At 28.6% G+C, this 21,837-nt stretch carries 24 protein-coding genes; 6 read left to right on the top strand and 18 right to left on the bottom strand.

Annotation, left to right across the window (positions count from 1 at the left end):
* Positions 1-207: 207 nt before the first annotated feature.
* Positions 208-1,206, bottom strand: a complete 999-nt coding sequence (argF, locus tag Q6H37_RS00480; RefSeq protein ID WP_318738674.1) for an ornithine carbamoyltransferase — start codon at positions 1,204-1,206, stop codon at positions 208-210.
* A 283-nt stretch (positions 1,207-1,489) separates the two neighbouring features.
* Positions 1,490-2,086 carry a DUF1836 domain-containing protein gene (locus Q6H37_RS00475; protein ID WP_318738673.1) on the bottom strand — a complete coding sequence of 199 codons (597 nt, stop codon included), beginning with the start codon at positions 2,084-2,086 and terminating at the stop codon, positions 1,490-1,492.
* 418 nt (positions 2,087-2,504) lie between these two features.
* Between Q6H37_RS00475 and Q6H37_RS00470 the strand changes: the two genes are divergently transcribed.
* From Q6H37_RS00470 to Q6H37_RS00460, 3 genes are read left to right on the top strand one after another with little or no spacing between them, the layout of a single operon-like run.
* Positions 2,505-3,059, top strand: a complete 555-nt coding sequence (locus tag Q6H37_RS00470; RefSeq protein WP_318738672.1) for a hypothetical protein — start codon at positions 2,505-2,507, stop codon at positions 3,057-3,059.
* A gap of 17 nt (positions 3,060-3,076) precedes the next feature.
* On the top strand, positions 3,077-3,727 hold the full coding sequence (locus tag Q6H37_RS00465; protein WP_007064296.1) for a PspA/IM30 family protein: 651 nt from the start codon (positions 3,077-3,079) through the stop codon (positions 3,725-3,727).
* An 11-nt stretch (positions 3,728-3,738) separates the two neighbouring features.
* Positions 3,739-4,395, top strand: a complete 657-nt coding sequence (locus Q6H37_RS00460) for a DUF1292 domain-containing protein (RefSeq protein WP_318738671.1) — start codon at positions 3,739-3,741, stop codon at positions 4,393-4,395.
* Between the two features lie 286 nt (positions 4,396-4,681).
* On the opposite strand, the gene fsa is transcribed toward Q6H37_RS00460, so the two are convergent.
* Both fsa and Q6H37_RS00450 read right to left on the bottom strand, forming a co-directional pair.
* A complete protein-coding gene (fsa, locus tag Q6H37_RS00455) occupies positions 4,682-5,326 on the bottom strand; it encodes a fructose-6-phosphate aldolase (RefSeq protein WP_318738670.1) in 645 nt (214 codons plus the stop codon).
* Between the two features lie 73 nt (positions 5,327-5,399).
* Positions 5,400-6,617: an HD domain-containing protein gene (locus Q6H37_RS00450; protein ID WP_318738669.1), complete on the bottom strand. Its 1,218-nt coding sequence runs from the start codon at positions 6,615-6,617 to the stop codon at positions 5,400-5,402.
* 563 nt (positions 6,618-7,180) lie between these two features.
* Here Q6H37_RS00450 and Q6H37_RS00445 point away from each other — a divergent pair.
* Positions 7,181-7,426 (top strand): AbrB/MazE/SpoVT family DNA-binding domain-containing protein, encoded by a 246-nt coding sequence (locus tag Q6H37_RS00445; protein ID WP_029161170.1) that lies wholly within the window; start codon positions 7,181-7,183, stop codon positions 7,424-7,426.
* A gap of 164 nt (positions 7,427-7,590) precedes the next feature.
* Here the strand turns inward: Q6H37_RS00445 and Q6H37_RS00440 are convergent, their stop codons facing one another.
* The 14 genes from Q6H37_RS00440 to Q6H37_RS00375 form a co-directional block, all read right to left on the bottom strand.
* A complete protein-coding gene (locus tag Q6H37_RS00440) occupies positions 7,591-8,634 on the bottom strand; it encodes an NlpC/P60 family protein (protein WP_318738668.1) in 1,044 nt (347 codons plus the stop codon).
* Between the two features lie 367 nt (positions 8,635-9,001).
* The gene (gene rsmI, locus Q6H37_RS00435; RefSeq protein WP_318738667.1) at positions 9,002-9,847 is read right to left on the bottom strand and encodes a 16S rRNA (cytidine(1402)-2'-O)-methyltransferase; all 846 of its coding nucleotides are present in this window, start codon (positions 9,845-9,847) and stop codon (positions 9,002-9,004) included.
* 32 nt (positions 9,848-9,879) lie between these two features.
* A complete protein-coding gene (locus tag Q6H37_RS00430; RefSeq protein ID WP_318738666.1) occupies positions 9,880-10,620 on the bottom strand; it encodes a tRNA1(Val) (adenine(37)-N6)-methyltransferase in 741 nt (246 codons plus the stop codon).
* A gap of 167 nt (positions 10,621-10,787) precedes the next feature.
* Positions 10,788-11,621, bottom strand: coding sequence for a flagellar motor protein MotB (locus Q6H37_RS00425; protein WP_318738665.1), 834 nt, complete (start codon positions 11,619-11,621; stop codon positions 10,788-10,790).
* Complete coding sequence (locus Q6H37_RS00420; protein WP_318738664.1) at positions 11,618-12,412, bottom strand: flagellar motor protein; 795 nt, start codon at positions 12,410-12,412, stop codon at positions 11,618-11,620. The genes Q6H37_RS00425 and Q6H37_RS00420 overlap by 4 nt, the downstream gene beginning before the upstream one ends.
* A 187-nt stretch (positions 12,413-12,599) precedes the next feature.
* Complete coding sequence (locus Q6H37_RS00415) at positions 12,600-12,770, bottom strand: DUF362 domain-containing protein (RefSeq protein WP_007063051.1); 171 nt, start codon at positions 12,768-12,770, stop codon at positions 12,600-12,602.
* Positions 12,771-12,852: 82 nt separating this feature from the next.
* Positions 12,853-13,056, bottom strand: coding sequence for a heavy-metal-associated domain-containing protein (locus tag Q6H37_RS00410; RefSeq protein WP_318738663.1), 204 nt, complete (start codon positions 13,054-13,056; stop codon positions 12,853-12,855).
* Positions 13,057-13,067: 11 nt separating this feature from the next.
* Complete coding sequence (locus Q6H37_RS00405; RefSeq protein WP_318738662.1) at positions 13,068-13,976, bottom strand: stage 0 sporulation family protein; 909 nt, start codon at positions 13,974-13,976, stop codon at positions 13,068-13,070.
* Position 13,977: 1 nt separating this feature from the next.
* A complete protein-coding gene (locus Q6H37_RS00400; RefSeq protein ID WP_318738661.1) occupies positions 13,978-14,922 on the bottom strand; it encodes a DNA polymerase III subunit delta' in 945 nt (314 codons plus the stop codon).
* A gap of 14 nt (positions 14,923-14,936) precedes the next feature.
* On the bottom strand, positions 14,937-15,266 hold the full coding sequence (locus tag Q6H37_RS00395) for a cyclic-di-AMP receptor (RefSeq protein WP_318738660.1): 330 nt from the start codon (positions 15,264-15,266) through the stop codon (positions 14,937-14,939).
* Between the two features lie 79 nt (positions 15,267-15,345).
* Entirely contained in the window at positions 15,346-16,038 is a 693-nt protein-coding gene (locus Q6H37_RS00390; protein WP_318738659.1) for a thymidylate kinase, read from the bottom strand.
* A complete protein-coding gene (locus Q6H37_RS00385) occupies positions 16,031-17,506 on the bottom strand; it encodes an aminotransferase class I/II-fold pyridoxal phosphate-dependent enzyme (protein WP_318738658.1) in 1,476 nt (491 codons plus the stop codon). The genes Q6H37_RS00390 and Q6H37_RS00385 overlap by 8 nt, the downstream gene beginning before the upstream one ends.
* Positions 17,485-17,697 (bottom strand): sigma factor G inhibitor Gin, encoded by a 213-nt coding sequence (locus Q6H37_RS00380; RefSeq protein ID WP_318738657.1) that lies wholly within the window; start codon positions 17,695-17,697, stop codon positions 17,485-17,487. The genes Q6H37_RS00385 and Q6H37_RS00380 overlap by 22 nt, the downstream gene beginning before the upstream one ends.
* A gap of 158 nt (positions 17,698-17,855) precedes the next feature.
* A complete protein-coding gene (locus tag Q6H37_RS00375; protein WP_318738656.1) occupies positions 17,856-19,481 on the bottom strand; it encodes a cell wall-binding repeat-containing protein in 1,626 nt (541 codons plus the stop codon).
* A gap of 149 nt (positions 19,482-19,630) precedes the next feature.
* On the opposite strand from Q6H37_RS00375, the gene Q6H37_RS00370 reads away from it, so the two are divergent.
* Together Q6H37_RS00370 and Q6H37_RS00365 are read left to right on the top strand one after the other, a co-directional pair.
* The gene (locus Q6H37_RS00370) at positions 19,631-20,803 is read left to right on the top strand and encodes a M20 family peptidase (protein WP_318738655.1); all 1,173 of its coding nucleotides are present in this window, start codon (positions 19,631-19,633) and stop codon (positions 20,801-20,803) included.
* A 76-nt stretch (positions 20,804-20,879) separates the two neighbouring features.
* Entirely contained in the window at positions 20,880-21,821 is a 942-nt protein-coding gene (locus Q6H37_RS00365) for a magnesium transporter CorA family protein (protein WP_318738654.1), read from the top strand.
* Positions 21,822-21,837 lie beyond the last annotated feature (16 nt).

The following is a 21,837-nucleotide window of genomic DNA, read 5'->3' as shown; positions in this document are numbered from 1 at the left end:
TCATCTCCATATATATACATAATTATCAAATCCCCTTATTTAATTTTACTTTTAATAATAACATACGTCAATATTACCTCCTAATCTTCAAAATTCACGTAATTTTATGCATTGATTTTTCGCTAACTTACATAACAAAACCCTATGTAACTATTATTTTTTACATAGGGTTTTTAATAAATTCATCAATTTAATATTAATACTATTTTACTTTCCTAAAGTTGCTACCATGACTGCTTTTATTGTATGCATTCTATTTTCAGCTTCATCAAACACCAATGAATATTCACTTTCAAATACTTCATTAGTAACTTCCATACACTCTAGTCCATATTTGTCGTATATTTGTTCTCCTACTTTAGTACTTGTATCATGAAATGCTGGCAAGCAATGGAGAAACTTTACATTTTCGTTAAGAGTATTTTTTATCATATCCATATTTACCTGATATGGCTTTAAAAGCTCTATACGTTGTTCCCATTCTTCTTCTGGCTCACCCATTGATAACCAAACATCCGTATATATCACATCCACATGCTCTACACCTTTTCTTATATCATCTGTAATGGTTATACTTCCTCCATTTTGTTCAGCAACTACACTGCATTTTTCTAATATATCAGAATGTGGAAATAATTCTTTTGGAGCTACTATTCTAAAGTCCATTCCCATCTTTGACGCACCTATCATAAGAGCATTGGCCATATTGTTTCTACCATCACCAACATATACAAATTTTACTTGATTTAATGGCTTATTAATATTTTCCTTTATAGTTAAGAAATCTGCTAAAACTTGAGTCGGATGATCCTCGTCAGTTAACCCATTCCATACAGGTACTCCTGAATATTTTGCCAAAGTTTCTACAACCTTTTGGCTGTACCCTCTATATTCTATACCATCATACATCCTTCCTAGAACCCTTGCAGTATCTGCTATAGATTCCTTTTTTCCCATTTGACTGCCTGTAGGTCCAATGTATGTAACATTTGCACCTTGATCCATTGCCCCAACTTCAAAAGCACATCTAGTCCTTGTAGAATCCTTTTGGAATAATAATACTATATTTTTTCCCTTAAGCATCTGTTTTTCAGTTCCTGCATATTTTGCATTCTTTAGTTCCTTTGCTAAGTTTATTAAAAAATTTATTTCTTTAGGTGTAAAATCCATTAAAGTTAAAAAACTTCTATTCTTTAAATTAAACACTTAAATACCCCCTTTATATTTATATAGTTCTAATCTATTTTGAATTATAATTATTCTTTCTTTTGTATATTTATACATATATTATATATTATATTTAAAAAAATTTCTAGTATATTTTACTTAAATATCTTATTTTTATTTCATAAATAAAAAAACTAGGTAAATTTAAACTACACTCTACCAATTGAATCGAGTGTAGTTCAAATTCACCTAGCTAACTTTTAATAAATATTTATGCAACAAATCCGAAGTTATACAACACCTATACTACATTTCTATGAACTTAAATATTATTTTCATAATTATCTACTATATTTTGTACTAATTTTTTTATAGCACTAGCCTGACAAATTAAAGTCATTACTATAAAAAATACCTTTATTCGTTCCTGTTCCTCTTTTTTTAAATTCATATTCTCTACTATCTTATCAATCTTATCTCCATCAAAATGCTGCTTTGATATAAATTCTTCAAAACTATCTTGTTGTATATCCGAAAAATTTTTATAAGCTTTTTCCCAGGATATAATATCATCGTCCCTGTCATTTATATCATTAAAAGCCAAGCAAAAAACTTTTTTTATCTCCTGAGTAGTGAGTATTGGTCTCATGTAACTAAGAAGTACTAGCTGTGCTAAATGCAGCTTAGTATACCCCCTCTTTTTTCCATCTTCTGGTTTTGATATGATTTCATTTTTAATATAATTTTGAACTATATTATTAGTATATTTTTCATCTAAAAATTTATCATTAAGATAATCTATGACCTGTGATAAAAATAAATCATATCTTGGCAAATCTTCATAAGAAACTATAGTATTTTTAGATATATCTTTAGCAATCTCATCTATGCATTCTATAGTAAATTTATTTTTTTCCATACAATAACTTTGATTCTTAATTTATTTTTAATTGTAAAATAAGAACCAAATTTTCACCACCTTTCCTTTATAACTATTATTATTAACACATTTTATATTAACTTATATTCTATATATACTTTTGTACATTTATATTATAAGGTATATATAAACTCTTTACAACTTAAAAAATTACACATTACATTGCATATTACATTAAAATCTTAAGCTATATGATGCTATTCTTATCCTTACACTTAATAATCAGTTTAAAGAGTTATAATTTCACCCAAACGAGCTATTTTAAACATTGTTATAAAGTATGCCATACTATATAATATTTTTATAGTTAAATTAATAAAATTTATTATTATTTCTATCCAATAATACGGCATAATATGCTAACATATAATAAAAAGCAATCCTATTTTCTTGGGGGGTGAACAAAATAAATAAGAAAAGATTTTTTATATGCTTATTACTTGCTTTTTTATTCTTATCAACAGATATTTTTAATCCTCAATTAGCAAGTACCTTAGGTGTAAATAATAATTATACTATAGCCTTTGCTAAAGGATCAGGAAGTTCCAGAAGTTCAGGTGGTAGTTTTAAATCCGGAAGCTTCTCTTCCCCTAAATCTTCTAGTAGTTCTGGAAGTTCTTCGTCATCTAAGTCTTCATCGGGAAGCTCTAAATCCTCAAATGGGGATTTTAAATCCGGAAGTTTTTCAAATTCACCTAAATCCTCTTCGGGAAACTCTAATTCACAAACATCAAACAGTAGCTCAAATAGTGGAACATCTCGAAGTTACGATAGTGGAAGTAGAAGATCATTTTTACCTATTCCAATACCTATACCAATCCCTTGGGGACATGGATATAGTTCCGGTTATGGTTACAGTACCGGAAGCTTTTTAGGAACCATATTCAAGTTTATAATCTTTGTAATAATAATATTATTTATTATTAGATTAATAAAAAATAGAAGAAGATAATTAAGGAGGATTTTACTATGGGAATATTTTCAAGAATGTCTAACATGTTTAAAGCTAAGGTTAATAATGCTTTGGATGAGGTTGAAAATCCAATTGAACTTTTAGACCAAAAGATTAGGGATATGGAGGAAAGTTTAAATAAAGCTAAATTATCTTCCGCTCAAATCTTAGGTAATGTTCATGAAATTGAGAAGAAAATGGCTACTGCAAAAAGGGATTCAGAAGATTTTGATGAAAAAGTTAAACTTGCTATGAGTAAGGGCAATGAAGATTTAGCTAAAAAGGCTCTTGCAAAAAAACTAGAATGTGATAAAACTTATAATTCTTTAAAAACTAGCTATGAAGATGCTAGTAAAAAAGCTGAAACATTAAAAGCAAAACTTAGAGAACTAGAAAATGAAATAGAAAAAACTAGAGCTTATAGAGATGAAGCCTCAGCTAGATTTAATAATGCTGAAGCTAGTAAAAAGGTCAACGAAATTTTATCAAATGTAGATGCTGGAAGCAATAAAATAAACTTAGATGATATAGAAAGAAAGGTTCAAAGAAAAGAAGCCTTAGCAGAAGGCCTAGGAGATCTAAGAGAAGATAATTCTTTAGAAAAGGAATTTGAAAAATTAAAAGAAACTGATCTTGATGAAGAATTAAAAAAATATAAACAGAACTAAGGTGATTTATTATGAATAAAGCTGAAGAATTTCTGAAAATAGAAAAAGATAAATATAGTAAAATATATGTAGACATAACTTATGCTATTGATAACATATCACCTTTTTTAGATCAAAGTACATTAAAAGGCAGAAAGTATGTATCTAAAATTCACATTTTAAAAAAATATATGGAACTTATTGATGCATCAATGTCTGAAATTAATAAAAGTGGATTTTTAGGTATATTTAAAAATGATAAGTCTGTGGATTTAATTAAAGATTACAGAGATGAAAATTTAGATTCTTTAGATCAACTAGAAAAATGCAGCAAATGCCAATGCTTAAATTGTACTGCCAATTGTAAATTTGATAGTTGCTTAGGCTGCAAAGATAACTCAAAAATAATCTCCTGTGATCACAAAAAAATAAATGTTACAAAACATGATAATTTCACTTTGAATTTAACTAATAATAGAACAGGTGATGATGACAGATATATTGTTTTATCAACTCTTCAAGATGTAGAAGTAGATAATAAATATATAATAATTCAAAATGTCCTAACCAAAGAAAAATTTATACTTCATTATTACCCAGGAATATCCGAAGATACTTATGGTGAAATTACAGATCCTGAAGAATTTGATTTTATTGTTTCAACTTTTCAAAGTATAGAAGAATCTTAATCTAATTAATTTCATTGTTATGTATTGTGGATTAATTCACATAATTACAACTTATCCACAGATTTCGAAAAGTTGTGCACAGATTTTGTGGATAAGTTGTATGCTTTGATATAGTTCATTTTAACCTAAAATTATGCGTTTTTATTCACAATGTGGATAACTTTGTTTGTTGATAACTTTGTTTTTTGTCTAATTGCGTGTAATATATGTCACATATTATTACATTATGTTTTTTATTAACAAAAATAATCCTAATGATTTTATCATTAGGATTTCTTAATTTAATCTACTTTTGTGATTTATTATAGTCATCTAAGAATTTCTGTATACCTGCATCTGTTAATGGATGTTTAAGCATTTGCATTAATACTTTATATGGTATTGTTGATATATTTGCTCCAGCTTTTGCACAATCTAAAACATGCATAGGTGTTCTTATGCTTGCTGCTATTATTTCTGTTTCTATACCATATATCTCAAATATTTCAGCTATATCTTGTATAACCATAATTCCTGCATTACCTATATCATCTAATCTACCCATAAATGGACTTACAAAACTTGCTCCTGCTTTAGCAGCTAATAAAGCTTGTTGTGCTGAAAATATTAAAGTAACATTTGTTCTTATACCTTCTTTAGCTAAAATCGAAACTGCTTTTAATCCCTCTTCACACATAGGTATTTTTATTACTATATTTTTATGTAATTTTGAAAGCTCTCTGCCTTCTTCAACCATCTTGTCAGCTTCTAAGCTTATAACTTCTGCACTAATAGGACCATCTACAATGGCACAAATCTCTTCAATAACATCCTTTAATTTTCTGCCTTCTTTAGCAATTAATGAAGGATTAGTTGTTACACCATCAAGTACCCCCCATTTTGCTACTCTCTTTATTTCTTCTACATTAGCTGTATCAATGAATATTTTCATACAATAACCTCCTAAAATATAAACTATAGTTCTAATTATATCATATTTTCCAAAAATTTAACCTGTATTCCAACTATTTTTGCAGCTTATATTTACAAATCATATCTTCAATAAACTTCTTATATTCATGCTTTCTAGTGTCTTCGTACAAAGAATCATAAGTTGCATAGTTGTCACATAGTGAAATAATCAATATAAATTCACAATACCTATTATACTTTTCAAAGAACTTATAGGCTGCTTCCATTCTTTTATTTTCATCCATTTTAAAAATTTCCAATGGACACATATGTGCTTCTACAAGTTTTTCTACAAGCTGAGCTGACTTTTGAGGCACTTTCATATCTTTACATATATCATTAACTATCTTAGCTCCTTCTTTTTCATGACCCAAAAAACTTACACTATCTTCTTTCTCTTTATAACAGTTAAACTTTCCTATATCATGTAAAAAACATGCAAGACTTACACATTCTCTTACTTTAAAATTGTCTATATGTTCTTCTAAATTTTGCAAACTAAGTCCTTCTATTTTTATTCTTCCTTTAACTACATCCTTAAACATCTCATAAGTTAACTTCATATGAGTAAATGCATCTTCTGTGTGATATTTGCACTTTCCTACAGTTTTTAATTCCTCCATATAAGGAAATATATTTTTTAAAACACCATAATTATCTAAAACCTCAAAAGCTCTACCATTATTATCTATCTCCATTAACTTCATAAGTTCAGTAAATAATCGTTCCTTGTTACAACTTTTAAGCTTATAAGATAAGTCAACTATTTTCTTCTCTGTCTCTAAATTAAAATGCATACCATATCTTATACAGAACCTAATACCTCTTAATATTCTAATTGGATCTTCTTCTATACTTGTATCACTTACATTTTGAACAATTCTACACTTCATAGCCTTTCTTCCATTGAAAGGATCTATTATTTTATTTTCTATAAGTTTAAGAGAAATTGCATTTATAGAAAAATCTCTTTTACTTAAATCTTCTTCAATACTTTTTTCTTTCATTTTGGTTATATTAAAAACTGTATTTCTATCATTATATCTATAAGTATCTTTGTTTTCTTTTAGAGAATAAAAGCTGAATTGTTTATTATCTAAAGACATTAATAACTTGTTTATATCTCCATTATATATAATATCTAGTTTTGATGGTTGACTTTTAAAATCTATAAGTCTTTCCCTAACAAATGTCCCTACTAAATATGCTTCACCTCCTACTTCATTTAAAGACTTTTTTAACACTTTTAAAAATTCATTTGTACTATTCATTTGTTATCACCTACTCATCATTATTTTACCACATATAAATAAACATATTGCAATTAAAATTTTCCTTGTTTTTTACAATAGTGAAAATTTAGTATAAAAACTTATCCTGTAAATATGCTAAAAATGCGAACTCTTTTAATTTATTTAATATTTACAAATTATTAACTTTACAATCTAATCTAAACCTACTGCTAAATGTAACCATTAATTGCATACTATTGGATAATCAAAATAACTTTCGACATTTAAATTTTTATTATCCATATAATTACTATTTTATTTTTACTTGTTATTCATTCCTATTTTTCTATAATTAGGAACACAATCTTGATAGTTTTTCTTTACATACATTGATTTATCAACATTCTATAATATAGTAAAAAAATGTATTTTGTAATAAAAACATATTGACATTTGTATATTTTGGTAGTATATTAACTATAGATGGAAGTGAATAAGAAATTTGTAAATTTATTTCTTAAAGCATGTTGACTTTTAATGTCATATTTGCTATTATTTAATTAAACATATGTCGAATTATGGAGTTAAAGGAGGATTTTCAAATGAAATCAACTGGAGTTGTAAGAAGAGTAGATGAATTAGGAAGAATAGTTATTCCTATAGAACTAAGAAGAACTTTGGATATTGCAGAAAAAGATGCTTTAGAAATATATGTTGATGGTGAACAAATTATATTAAAGAAATATGAGCCTGCATGTATATTCTGTGGTGATGCAAGAGATGTTGTAAACTACAAAGGCAAAAATATTTGCAAAAATTGTTTAAATGAATTAAAAGAAGGTAAATAGTCATTTAAGTCCACATGATAACTCATGTGGGCTTTTTATTTAAGTAAAAATTTTATGTGTATAAAGGTTAAGTTATTAATATAAATAAAAAGTCTTACAAACTCAACAGCTTGTAAGACTTTTATACGTATTATAAATATCATTAACACTAATGATAATATTTTCTACCTTACTCTTCTTCCTCCACTGAAATCAGAATGTAATGGTGATATTTTAACTACATCTCCAGTATGTGGTGCATGAATCATACATCCATCACCTACATATATTCCAACATGGTGAGCTGGTGATCCAAAGAAAACTAAATCTCCTGGTTGAAGTTGATCTCTTGATACGGCCTCTCCTACCCCTTGTTGATCTGAAGCTACTCTTGGTAAACTTATTCCAAAATGTGCAAAAACATAACAAGTAAAGCCAGAACAATCAAAAGAGCTTGGACCATTTCCTCCCCAAGCATAAGGCACACCTTGGAAAGTTGACGCATATTGAACTATTGCACTAGCTGATGATGAACCTCTTGATAATGCTGGTGATGATGCACTGTATTTTTCAACTTGGCCTTGAGCTGAAGCAACTAAATTATTTGTTTCAGCATCTGCAGCCTTAAGAGTTTTTTCCTTAGCATCTAAACTAGCAATCAAATTTTTTTGTTCACTTCTAGTATTATTAAAGCTTGCCAATTTCTTTTCATTATCTGCTTTTAAAGCTAAAAGTTTATTGTTCTCAGCATTTAAAGCTTCCTTTTTCTTTGTTATTGTGTCCTTTTTTTGTTTTAAATCGTTTATTACTTTTTCATCAAATCCTACTATTTTTTTAACAGTATCAACTCTTGATATGAAATCACTTAAGTTATCAGACTGCAATATAACACCTAGGTAGCTATCTGCTCCATTTATGTACATAGCCCTAACTCTTTTATTAAATACATCCTGTTGTCCCTTTATGCTGTTTTCTGCATTAGTTAATTCTTGCTGAGTTGTCTTTATATCTGCTGTAGTTTTTTCAATGCTCTTTTTATTACCATCTATTTGTTTCATTATTTCTGTTATCTGGTTGTCCAATTTTTCTACTTTTGTTTCTAAATCCTGTTTTTGTTGTTGAACTTGAGCTATCTGTGGATTACTACTTGATGGTGCAGCTAAAACGGTTCCATTCATTGTTACTGCTAATGTTAAAGCAATAACAACAGATAAAGTTTTTTTATTCAATACTTTAACCTCCTTAGTTAAAAAGAATTTTTATTACTTTTTTGCTTTAATTTCAAATATATATAGAATATTCGCTAAAATATTCCTTAATATAAGTGCTTAAAACATCTATGTTTATAAAAAAACATTTATTACTCTTAATTATTTTTTTGTCATATAATTAAATTATTTTTTTAATAAACTTGCAGCCAAAAACTGCATGTTTATATTATATCATTAATTTATATCAAATCTCAATGTTATAGCAGTATTTTTTTAAAATCGTTAATATTATCCTATTAAAATCTTTAATTTATTAATAAATCCAAAGCTTTGATTTTAATATGCATATATATTAACATGAAATATTCTTAATTTACTAAATTTTTTACAAATTAATTGAATACTTATATATTTCAGATTTAGGCAAATTTCTATCTTTAGCCACTTTCTTTATAGCCTCTTTTTTATTTAGCCCCTCTTCAATATACATTTTTATATGCTCATCAATTTCCAAATCATTCCATTCTGACGTTTCCTCATTCATTATTTCTTTTTCATCTTTTCCTTCAACTACAAGTACAAGTTCCCCTTTTACTGTTTTGTCTTCATAATAATCTATAGCTTCACTTAAATTCAATCTAAGTATTTCTTCATGCATTTTTGTAAGTTCTCTACATATAGATATTTTCCTATTACCCAAATTGCTTTTTAAAAACTCTAAAGTATTTTTAAGTCTATGAGGTGCTTCATAAAATATTAAAGTTTCTTTTCTATTTTTCAACTCTTCCATCATACTTTTTCTTTCCTTGTTGTCCCTTGACATAAATCCTCTAAATATAAATTTTGTCGTATCCATACCTGAATATACTAATGCTGTGGTTACAGCAGTAGCTCCAGTTAAAACCTCAAAATCTATATTTTCTTCTATGCACTTAGAAACTATTACTGCCCCTGGGTCTGATATTCCCGGAGTTCCAGCATCGCTTACCAAAGCTATGTTCTTTCCTTCTTTAAGCTTATCTATCAAATTTTCACTCTTACCTTGTTCATTGTGCTTATGATAACTTATTAAAGGCTTTTTTATATTAAAATGGTTTAAAAGTTTCAGGCTTTGCCTTGTATCTTCTGCTGCTATTAAATCTACCTGGTTTAATACCTCTAATGCTCTTAAAGTTATATCCTTTAAATTACCTATTGGTGTAGGTACTAAATATAATTTTCCAATACTCATATATGTTCCTCCATTTAAGCATGATTTTTTACTTATTTCCCGTATATCTTATTAATTTCATCAGTATAGCTTCCATCTAAATTATGTACACAAAGAGGTGCTTCCCATTTTAAAAAAGTTCCTCCATTATTTTGACCTTCTATTAATAACATATTTGGAGCTTTTTTTAAATTAGGTTGAACCATCTTTATTAACTTGGGTTCAATTTTATATTTTCTCATAAGACATATAATATCTGCAAGCCTATCTGGTCTATGAATCATATACATCCTTCCATTATCCTTTAAAACTGCTTTACACGCTTTTATAACATCTTCTAAGGTACAGCATATTTCATGTCTTGCAATAGCATCTTTGTCGTTAGGATTTACAATTCCAGAATTTTTCAACTTATAAGGTGGATTTACTGTAACTACATCTACTTTGGATAAGTTTTTGAGAAATTTTAAATCCTTTAAATCCTTATTAATAAACTTTATTTTATCCTCTAGTTTATTAAACATACAAGACCTATCCGCCATTTCCACCATTTCTTCTTGTATTTCTATTCCAACTATCTTAGAAGCTTCCGTTTTTCCTGCTAATATAAATGGAACTATTCCTGTACCAGTACATAAATCTATAACTTCTGCATTTCTTTTTACAACTGCAAAGTTGGCAAGCAATACCGCATCTACTCCAAATCTAAATGCATCTTTTTTTTGTATTACACAAATTCCTTTTAACTGTAAGTCATCTAATGTTTCATCCTCTTTCAAAAAGTTATCAACCATAAGCTTTATCCTCATTTCTATAATAAATAATCACTTAATAGATTAATTATTCTTAAATATTATAATGAATTATATTTATTAACAATTATCATTTATATAAATTAAATTGTCAAATTTCTTTAATTTTACATAAAATTAAGCCTTAAGATTAAAGTGTATCTTAAGGCTTACTTATTACTTATATCTGGAACATTTGCTGGATTGTCTCCCATAGGTTTGTCCCCCATAGGCTTATCACCTAAACTTGGATCACCCAAGGGATTTGTTCCTATAGAATTGTTCTCTATTTTATTATACTTATTGCTTACAACAATTATATCAACTCTTCTATTTCTTGCTCTACCATCTTCTGTAGAATTATCTAATACTGGTCTATACTCTCCATATGCAACTGATGAAAGCTTTTTAGGAGGTACTCCATTAGCTATGAGTAATTCAGTAACATTAAGTGCTCTAGCAGAAGATAACTGCCAGTTATCGGAAAATTGCTCATTATGTATAGGAACATTATCCGTATGGCCTTCTATTCTCATTGAATTATCTAATTGATTTAATATTTTTCCTATTTCCACAAGTTTCCCTTGTGAAGCTGCTATAACTTCTGCTTTTCCTGTTTCAAAAAATAAAGTATCTCTTAAACTTACTACAAGTCCTCTTTCATCTACTTCAGTAGTAACACTATTTTGCATTCCGTTCTTTTGTAAATAACTATCAACCTTTTTCTTTAAGTCCTCCATTTTAGACTCTTCTGTCTTTCCATCTGAACTGTTTCCACTAGGGCTTGAATTTGATATGTTTGGGGAGTTTTCATTACCCTGCATTATTTTTCCGCCCCCCATAGCTATACTCATTGATTGAGAAAGCTGAGAAAACTTTGCTTTGTCAACATTACTCATAGCATATAAAACAACAAAAAGTATCATAAGTAAAGTCATAAAGTCTGAGTAACTAAGAAGCCATCTTTCACTATTTTCATGTTCTTCTTGCTTTTTCTTCTTCATACTTCTGGCTTACCATCCATTCCTTCAAATTTTTTAAGTTCTTCTTTACTTAAAAATCCCTTTAATTTTTCTGCTATAGTATTAGGATTTATTCCTTCTTGTATATATAATATACCTTCGATTATAAGAGACTTTTCTCCAAATTCTTTTTCATCTAGTGCTTTTAATCTAGTTGCTAATGGTAAAAACAATAAGTTTGCAGATGAAAGACCATACAATGTAGCTAAGAATCCTGATGCTATTTTAGGACCTAAGGTGTTCGGATCAGACAAATCAGCCAAAATGTGAACTAGTCCCATTACCGTACCTATAATACCAAGTGTAGGAGCATATCCACCTGCTTGTGCAAAAATAGCCGCTCCCTTTTTATGCCTTTCGGATGTAGATTCCAATTCCAGCTCTAAAATACTTCTAACAGCTTGTGGATCAACTCCATCTACTACCAATTGAAGTCCTTTCTTAATAAATGGGTCTAAATTAGGATCCGCAGATATTTCTCCTTCAAGGCTTAATAATCCATTTTTTCTAGTCTTATAAGATACATCTTTAAAATATGCTACAAGAGCTGATAAATCTATTTTTTTTGGAGTTATTGCAACCTTTATTATTTTTGGTAACCTTTTTAAAATTTCTCCTGGAAACGTTAAGCCGACTGCTCCTGCTGTTCCACCAAATACTATTACAGCCGGTGCAAGTAGGAAAAGTGAACCTATTACTCCTTTTTCTATTACAAATCCTGCTACTATAGATCCAAATCCAACCAAAACGAAAATGATAACAGATATGTCCATTTTTATCCTCCATTCAACAATTTTGCTTTATATAATAGATATTCGAACAAAAAAAACCAATCTTTATATAATTTTATATTTATATTAGGTATAAAAGAGAATTTACCCTAAAACTGGTTTTATATATTTTTATTTATAATTATCAAAATAAAAAGACTGCTTAATTGCAGTCTTTTTGTTAATAACACTATTCTTGAACTGGTGCTCCTACTGGGCAAACATTAGCACAATTTCCACAATCGATACAAGTACTTTCATCTATAACAAATATAGAATCTCCTTGACTTATAGCGTTAACTGGACATTCTGAAGCACATGTTCCACAACTTACACATGAATCCTCTATTTTGTAAGCCATTATGTAACACCTCCTTTTAAAATTCGATGTTTCACATCTATTTTTTATTTTACCACGTTTGGACAAGTTTTTAAAGACAATTTTAAAATACTATATAACCCAAATCTTCTATAGACTGAACCAGCTTATCGTTATTGACAAAATAATCATCATATACAACATTTACTTCGCCTTTATCTTTATTTATTTGACAAGCAACTACACCTTCGTTGCTTGAAACTGCCATTCTAATCTTATTAACGTCTTCAGCTGTATTCATATTATAAATTTTTAATACAGACTTCATAGTTTTCCTCCTTAATTGTCTTTAAATAATTCTTTAATTATATTCGGATCTTCAACTTCATCCACATCTATTTTTATTTCATCTTCATTAATACTTCCTTCAAATCCACCAGTTACTAGCTCTACTTCATCTATTGGAACTTCCACTAACGTTTCTTCTCCATCTTCAGACTTTACTTTGACCTTTACACTTTCCTTTACTACTGAATTTGAAAATACTACTCCCTTGCCATAAGGAGTATTTACAATAGAGTCTGGTTTAGGTAATCTTTTTCTAATTTTTTCATAAGTTTCTTGTTCATAATTTAAGCAGCACATAAGCCTTCCACATATTCCTGATATCTTCGTAGGATTCAAAGATAAATTTTGTTCTTTTGCCATCTTTATTGATACTGGAGCAAAATCCCCTAAAAATGTAGAACAGCACATAGTCCTTCCACAAGGTCCAAGTCCTCCTATCATTTTAGCTTCATCCCTTACACCTATCTGTCTCAACTCTATTCTGGTTCTAAAAATAGCAGCCAAATCTTTTACAAGTTCTCTAAAATCTACTCTTCCATCTGCAGTGAAATAAAATATAACTTTATTATTATCAAAAGTATATTCTACATCTATAAGTTTCATTTTTAACTGATGCTTCTCAATCTTTTCTAAACATATTTGAAAAGCTTCCGTTTCTTTTTCCTTATTTTCATTATGTTTTCTTATATCTTCTTCAGTAGCCACTCTTATGACACTTTTTAGTGGTGCAACTATTTCGGATTCTTCTACTTCTTTACATCCTATTACACATTCACCAAATTCTATACCTCTAGCTGTTTCTACTATTACTTTACTATCTTTTTCTATATATAAATCGCCTGGTGAAAAATAATATATTTTACCAGCCTTTTTAAAACGCACCCCTATAACTTTTACCATATTATACCTCCTGCATTTTAAGCAACATTGAATCAAAAACTAATGTTGAGTTAACGTTTTTCTCCATTTTTATTCTAGTTTCTTTTATAATATTAATAATACCATTTAACTTATTAAATGAAAACATTTCAGCTATATCTTTTATGTCGTTAACTTTATCTATATTTATTATTAAATCCCTATTTGATGTTTCCTTATATATGAGTACATCTCTTATATATGACAACATACAAGTTAGAACTTCTTGCCATTCATTTTTATATTTCACAAAAAAATTCTCATTAGATAAAATTTCTTCTAAATTACTAGTACTAACTGTTCTTAATACATTTATAATAGTATCTCTAATTTCTCTTAACGAACTATCATCAATAAATTTTTCAGCTCTTCCTGGTATACCATCACTAAATGCAACAACAGATTTTAATTCTATCTCTGATAATCCAGGAAATTTGCTACTTATAAAATTCATCATTTCTTCTTCACTTAGTCTGTTAAGCTTATATGTTTGGCATCTTGATTTTATGGTATCTAGTATCAATTCTAATTTTTCACACAGTAATATTATAAATACACCCTTAGGTGGTTCTTCTATAGTTTTTAAAAATGCATTTTGTGCTGTTTCTGTAATCTTATCTGCATTATAAACTATAATTACCTTTTTATTACCTTCATAAGGTTTTTTAGTAGTTTCTTCTATTATACTTTTTACTTCATCTATACCTATTGATTTCTTACCTTTTGCTAATTTAAACTCTACTATATCAGCATATTGTCTGTTTTCACACTTTCCTAAAATTTCAATAGCAGTTTCCCTGGCAATAAAACTTTTTCCTATGCCATCTTCTCCTACAATAATATGAGCATGTGAAAACCTTTGTTGCTTTATAGAACTTACAATCTGAAATTTTATATTTTCATGCCCTATTATCATACTAAAACTCAATAAAATCCCTCCATTTAAACTCTTACAAACTTGTCAACATCTACAACAAATATTGTTGCGCCTCCAACTTCAACTTCTACAGGATAGGGTACATATACACCTGTAGATCCTGCTACTGGTGAAGGTGTTGATACAATCTGCTGTCTAGTTTTACATATTTCTTCTATTTGTGATATTACTTGATCTACTTTTTCTTCTTCCACTCCAATCATAAGAGTAGTATTACCTGCCTTTAAAAATCCTCCAGTTGTAGCAAGCTTTGTTACCCTAAAGCCTGACTCCATTAGCGTTTCAACTAAATCTCCAGAATCATCATCTTGAACAATAGCTATTATTAATTTCATATAACTCATCTCCCTTTTATTTTAAATTATATAAACATTGAAATATTATATATTTAATTCAAATGACTTTGTTATATTATTATATGTACAATTTACTAATTGTTTTTTTTACTATATTAAATACCTCTTCACTAATTAATTCAATACTTTTTATATTTCCTTCCTTTACACACTTTACTCTATTCCACTTATACTTTTCTGCTATTTCACAGGAATTGTTATATGAATGTTCTAAGTATTCATAGTCCTTTTCATGTATATCTTTATGACTATCTCCTGTAATCTTATTGGCTCTTTCTTTCATAAGCTTTCTGCTATACTCTGGAGGCATATCAAGAAACATAACACAATCTGGAACTGGCAAGCCAAAAATTCTAAATTCAAAATCCCAAAGCCAATCTAAAAACTTGCTTTTCTCTTGCTCATTTTTAATCTTTGATGCTTGATGTACCATATTTGCAGTTGTATACCTATCAGCCAATACTATACCCCCGCTTTCGTAAAAGTCTTTCCATTCAGTTTTATAAGATGCAAATCTATCCACAGCATAAAAAGTAGATGATACATATGGATTAACATCTTCTGGATTGCTTCCAAAATCTCCATTCAAATACATTTTAACTAACGCTGAAGAATCACTCTTATAATTTGGATACTCTATTTTTTTTACTTTATAATTTTCACTTAGAAGTTTTTCATATAATATTTGAGTTTGTGTGGCTTTTCCGCTGCCATCGCAACCTTCTACTACTATTACAATGCCCCTATTCATATTTTTGTCCTCCATTAAATTCATCAATTACTCTTATTTTATTATCTTCTAAACCTAAAATATCTACTCCCTTATTAATATAATAACAAATAGACTTTAAGGTTACATCATCTATTATTTCTCCCATGTTTATTAATGGTACTCCTGGCGGATATGGTACCACATTAGCAGCACTAACCTTTCCTAGTGAGTCTTTTATATCTATGTATTTCTTTTTTTTGTCCATAATTTCAAAAGGTATATAAGCCATTATAGGTATGTTATATTCCAACAAATCCAATTTTTCAACTTTTATTTTATTTAAATCACATCTCTTAAGTACATTATATAGTTTTTCAAGTTCCCATTCTTCATTAAATGGTGAAAAAATCAAGACCACATTTGAATGATCGCTCATTTCCACTTGAATATTATTTTTTCTCAAATAATTTCCCAGTAAATATCCGCTATATCCTTCTTCTAAATTTATAACATATCTAGTATTATCAATATCATATACACTATCTAGTTGATATAAATCAATTTTTTGTTTGATATTTATATCTTTTTTACCGATTACCTTTATACCTTTTATGCAATTTATCTTATCTTTATAATATCCCAACATATTTAACATTTTTTCATATTTCTGTCTTCCATAAGTTTGTAAATAGTATCTAGCATAATCCATAGAACATAGAAATAAATAGGAAGGGCTTGTACTTAAAAATGCACTCACATAAAAATCTACTTTTTCTATATCTTCCATATTATTAACATGAAGATAGGACGTTTGTGTTAAGCTAGAAAGAGTTTTATGAGTACTAGTAACTACCATATCTGCATTCAATTTTACTGCACTTTGAGGCAAATCATCATGTATTCCAAAATGAGCTCCATGAGCCGAATCTACAAGTACTTTCATATTATATTTCTTTCCTTGTTTTACTATATATTCTAAATTAGAGCATATACCATAATAATTTGGATAAGTAACAATTATACCTTTAGCATCCTTATTTTTATTCAAAACCTGTAAAAAATGCTCCAAATCTATGCAAACTGGAGCATTTAGTGTATGACTCATTAAATTATTTATATATACAGGCTTAAGTTTTCTCATTATTATAGCATTAAAGATGGATCTATGACAATTTCTTTCTATTAATACCTTATCCCCCTCATTAAAGCTACTAAATATCATAGCTAAGTTTCCTGACGTACTGCCGTTAACTAGAAAATATGATTTTTTACTTCCATAAAATTTTGTTAAAAGTTCCATTGACTCTTTTATTATTCCTTGAGGGTTATGAAGATTGTCTACTCCTTCTACCTCAGTAATATCGCATTTTAAAAGATTTTTTAAAAAATCCTTGCCAATAGTAGTTTCTAAAAAACCTCTTCCTCCTTTATGACCTGGCATGCATAATTGTATATTATTGTTTTTCACATATTCTAAAATTCCTTCTAAAATCGGTAATTCTGGCACTTTAATTCCTCTCCTCTTATAACTAATTCAGCTATATTTCTTCTTATACATTGTTTATAATAATCATAAAAATCTGTATCCATTTCTATATTCATTAGTCTCTTCTCACAACAAGGGCAAATACCCCTACCATATATAATTATACCATCATTTAGAGTTTTTCCACATATAATACAAATTCGCTTTTTCATTTCACATACCCCCTATCTATTTTTCATATTTACAATTATTACCTACTACTATATATAATATTCATCTACACTTAGAAATTTATTTTGTCCACATAAATAAAATAAACTCAATATAATTTTTTTCAATTGTATTGAGTTTATTTTTATTATTTGTAATTTTAATCTTTTATTGTTACTAGCGTTCTATATGGAACATTATCTTGAATCCACTTTGCATCCTCTATTTTAAGTCTTATACATCCATGTGAAGCCTTAGAACCTAATTTATCATATTCAGATTGTACTGCATATCCACTTAAAGTATATATAGCACTATGAAATAAATAATTATTGTCAAGCCTTGTCCAATAATAACATTCTGTACTCTCAGATGCTGCAAAACTAGGTCCTTTAGATCCAACTAAGAATCTACCTGATGGTGTTGGAGTTTCGTCTTTCCCTGTGGAACATACAAATTCCTTAACTATATTTTCATTATTAAATATATATACTCTTTGTCTTGATTTATCTACAAGTATATTATAAGGTCCTGAAGGTGTTACCGTATTAACCATACTCATAGGTACATAACCCTTTATGTAATTTAAAGTATCATAGTCTAATACTTCTACATAATAATATCCACCGCTGCTGCCCAAAATTTTAACTTCTGGAAGACTTCCATAAGTTGAACCTACATTTGATGCTGAAGAACTTGGGCTACTTTTTATATAAACCCTTTCACTTTCTCCTGCATTCATAATATTAAAGGAACTTGTCCATGCAGGTGGCTGAACTCCTTGATTCTGTACTGGTTTTGGTGGTTCTTTTTCTAATCCTATTAAATATAATGTTTTTAATGAAACTGCTCCTTCTAATCCTAGTACAGAAATATTTTTAGCTGATGACAGTATTTGTTTAATACCATTTTGCTCTTCTGTATTTATGTCTTCGTTTACTAATACTAAAGGTGACTTAGTTTTTTGTGCTAATGCACATCCTGAAAGTGAATCTGGAAAATTTGATCCAGAAGCCAAATATACATTGCTAAAATCTACATTATCTCTAAATCTATTGATTATAGCCAAATTAGTACTATATCTATCTGTACCGCTTACTCTCTCTGCATTGTTAAATTGATCCTTCACTGAATTACTTATAGCTCCTTCTGACCCTATAACATAAGTATTCGTGATTTGTTTATCCTTTAAAGAATTTTTTACCACATCTGGTATTGAATCTTTACCTACAAGTATTATAGGTGTATCAATATTAGCTGCAATAGGTGCAATTGATAATGCATCTGGATAGTTATCTCCAGATACTACTATTACTCTTTCCTTTATACCTACATAGTTTGCAACTATCATAGAAGTTTCATATCTGTCTGCTCCTCCCAATCTTTCACAAGCTATTCCCATATTACTAATACTATTTTCTACATCCTTTGATATAGAATTACCTATTATAAAAACCTTTTTTACTTCACTTCTTTTAAGTTCTGCTTCAGCCTTGCTGTCCAACTTATTTTCTGTAGTAAGTATTACTGGAGCATCGTACTTTTTAGAAAGAGGACATGCACAAAGAGCATCTGGAAAGTTCTGCCCTGAAGCAATTATTGCGTAACCTGATTTTGTGTCAAACTTTTGTGAAATTTTCATAGAAGTTTCGTACCTATCAGTTCCACCGTATCTTTGATAATTTCCTTGAGCATAAACTTTAGGTGTTATGCTAATACTAATTGAAGCCACGAACAGAACTTTGCAGAAGTTTTTTAACATTAACTTGTGATTTATCAAAACCACTCCCCCTTAAATTTATTTGATGTAATAAAGTCTTAAATTACGATATACATATTTAAGACATATATCTAATTTTAAATAATTTTTAACCAATTTACAACTACATAATTATTTTTTACCACATGTTTATCCAACACTTAGGAGGTAATTTTATGAGGCAAGAGATATCAACTTATTTAACTACTATAAAAGAGGATATATTAAATTTATCAAAATATATTTATGAAAATCCTGAAAGCAGCTTTCATGAATATAAAGCATATAATTATATAGTAAACATGTTAAAAAACAATGATTTTAATGTTATAGAACATTATCTTGATATACCAACTGCTTTTTATGCACAATATGGAACAGGTCATCCTAAGGTATGTTATATATGCGAATATGATGCTGTTGATAATCTAGGTCATGTAGTTGGACATAATTTAATATCTGCTATGTCCATAGCTGCTTCGTTATCTCTATCTAAAATAATACCTAAAGTAGGTGGTAGTGTTATAGTTATTGGCTGTCCTGGTGAATTTTTAGGCAGCTCTAAAGTTACTATGACTAGACAAGGAACCTTTAACGACATAGATGTAGTACTAATGGCCCATCCTGATTTAATTACTGCTGAAAGTGGTTCTTCCATGGCTATAATACCTATTAAAATAAACTATAAAAGTAAATCAGGATTTACTTATAGGAAATCGAAAAACTATACAGCATTGGATGCGTGCCTTTTTGTTTTTAATACTTTAAGTTTACTTTCTAAAGGTTTTGAAGATAACTGCACCATTGACGGAATAATATTAAAAGGTGGTGACTCACCATACCTTCTGCCTTCTGAAACAGAATCAAAGTTTTATATTAGATGTCCTAAAATGTCTATGGCTTGTGATATTGAAAAAAAAGTAAGAGAATTAGTTAAAACTACAGGTTACTTAATGAATATAGACTGTACTATATGTTTATATGAATTACCTTATGATGAACTAATACCTAATAGAAACCTATCTAGAATTTTTAGCCACAATCTAAAAGAAAGCGGTATAATAGACATAGAAGCACCTAAAAACACTAACTCTGGTTTAAGTTTAGGTACTGTAAGTCATGTTGTACCTTGTATACACCCATATATATCTATATCAGAAGATAAAAACTTAGAATATTCTTCCAAAGAATTTTCTGAGGCTACTATATCTTATTACGCTCAAAGTAGAATTCTAAAAGTTGCTCAAGCTTTAGCTTTAACTGGTTTAGATTTAATAGAAAATGCTTCACTACTTAATCAGGTAAAAAAGGAATTTTTTCATGAAAAAACAAAAGAGACTACTCCATAAGTCTCTTTTATTTTTATATATTTATAATATATAATATAAACATAAATTTAAAATTATTTTTACTTGGGAGGAACGTATGATTTCAATTTATAAAACTTTAGATGAATCAGGAACATTACATTCTACAGATACCATAGAACCTGGATGCTGGGTTAATATAGTAGCACCTTCTGAAGAAGACTTGCTGCTTGTATCTAAAAAAGTAGGTGTACCATTAGACTTTTTAAAATCTGCACTAGATGAAGAAGAAACTTCCCGTATTGATATTGAAGATAATAATCTTCTTGTTATTGTAGATATACCATTCACTGAAATGGAGGATAACTCTTTAACTTACGATTCATACCCACTAGCAATTATTCATACAGAACACTCTATAATAACCGTATGTTTAAAAAACAGTAAAATTCTTACTGACTTTATTGATAATAAAGTTAAATCATTTTTTACTTTTAAACGTTCAAGATTTATCCTTCAAATACTTTACAGAATAGCAAGTTACTATCTAATCTACTTAAGACAAATAGACAAAAAAAGCTTAATGATTGAACAAAAACTTCATAAATCCATGAAAAATAAAGAATTAATTCAATTATTGTCCTTAGAGAAATCTCTAGTTTATTTCTCTACTTCCTTAAAGTCTAATGAAATTACACTTGAAAAAATGTTAAAACTTGAAATTCTTCAAAAATACCCTGAAGATCAAGATATACTTGAAGATGTTATTATAGAAAATAAACAAGCTATAGAAATGGCTAATATTTATAGTAATATATTAAGTGGAACCATGGATGCCTTTGCGTCTGTAATATCCAATAATCTAAATATGGTAATGAAATTATTAGCTTCTATAACTATAGTTATGGCTATCCCTAACATAATTTTTAGCTCTTTTGGTATGAACGTAGCTGGAATACCTTTTAATGCAAACATACATGCATTTTGGATTACTTACGGTATAGCTGCAGTACTATGTTTAGTTTCTATAATTATTTTAAGAAGGAAAGGATTATTCTAATTATGGAGGTGCTATA

The sequence above is a fragment of the Clostridium sp. JS66 genome, assembly GCF_033561535.1.
Lineage (GTDB): Bacteria > Bacillota > Clostridia > Clostridiales > Clostridiaceae > Clostridium_AM > Clostridium_AM carboxidivorans.
The sequence above is the reverse complement of the archived record's forward strand: the minus strand, read 5'-3'. Positions and strand labels throughout refer to the sequence as shown.

Bases quoted from the DNA above. Each gene is read 5' to 3' on its own strand.
- Q6H37_RS00475 (WP_318738673.1), bottom strand. From the start codon at position 2,086: ATGGAAAAAAATAAATTTACTATAGAATGCATAGATGAGATTGCTAAA.
- Q6H37_RS00465 (WP_007064296.1), top strand. From the start codon at position 3,077: ATGGGAATATTTTCAAGAATGTCTAACATGTTTAAAGCTAAGGTTAAT.
- Q6H37_RS00460 (WP_318738671.1), top strand. From the start codon at position 3,739: ATGAATAAAGCTGAAGAATTTCTGAAAATAGAAAAAGATAAATATAGT.
- fsa (WP_318738670.1), bottom strand. From the start codon at position 5,326: ATGAAAATATTCATTGATACAGCTAATGTAGAAGAAATAAAGAGAGTA.
- Q6H37_RS00450 (WP_318738669.1), bottom strand. From the start codon at position 6,617: ATGAATAGTACAAATGAATTTTTAAAAGTGTTAAAAAAGTCTTTAAAT.
- Q6H37_RS00445 (WP_029161170.1), top strand. From the start codon at position 7,181: ATGAAATCAACTGGAGTTGTAAGAAGAGTAGATGAATTAGGAAGAATA.
- rsmI (WP_318738667.1), bottom strand. From the start codon at position 9,847: ATGAGTATTGGAAAATTATATTTAGTACCTACACCAATAGGTAATTTA.
- Q6H37_RS00430 (WP_318738666.1), bottom strand. From the start codon at position 10,620: ATGGTTGATAACTTTTTGAAAGAGGATGAAACATTAGATGACTTACAG.
- Q6H37_RS00425 (WP_318738665.1), bottom strand. From the start codon at position 11,621: ATGAAGAAGAAAAAGCAAGAAGAACATGAAAATAGTGAAAGATGGCTT.
- Q6H37_RS00420 (WP_318738664.1), bottom strand. From the start codon at position 12,412: ATGGACATATCTGTTATCATTTTCGTTTTGGTTGGATTTGGATCTATA.
- Q6H37_RS00415 (WP_007063051.1), bottom strand. From the start codon at position 12,770: ATGGCTTACAAAATAGAGGATTCATGTGTAAGTTGTGGAACATGTGCT.
- Q6H37_RS00410 (WP_318738663.1), bottom strand. From the start codon at position 13,056: ATGAAGTCTGTATTAAAAATTTATAATATGAATACAGCTGAAGACGTT.
- Q6H37_RS00405 (WP_318738662.1), bottom strand. From the start codon at position 13,976: ATGGTAAAAGTTATAGGGGTGCGTTTTAAAAAGGCTGGTAAAATATAT.
- Q6H37_RS00395 (WP_318738660.1), bottom strand. From the start codon at position 15,266: ATGAAATTAATAATAGCTATTGTTCAAGATGATGATTCTGGAGATTTA.
- Q6H37_RS00390 (WP_318738659.1), bottom strand. From the start codon at position 16,038: ATGAATAGGGGCATTGTAATAGTAGTAGAAGGTTGCGATGGCAGCGGA.
- Q6H37_RS00380 (WP_318738657.1), bottom strand. From the start codon at position 17,697: ATGAAAAAGCGAATTTGTATTATATGTGGAAAAACTCTAAATGATGGT.
- Q6H37_RS00370 (WP_318738655.1), top strand. From the start codon at position 19,631: ATGAGGCAAGAGATATCAACTTATTTAACTACTATAAAAGAGGATATA.
- Q6H37_RS00365 (WP_318738654.1), top strand. From the start codon at position 20,880: ATGATTTCAATTTATAAAACTTTAGATGAATCAGGAACATTACATTCT.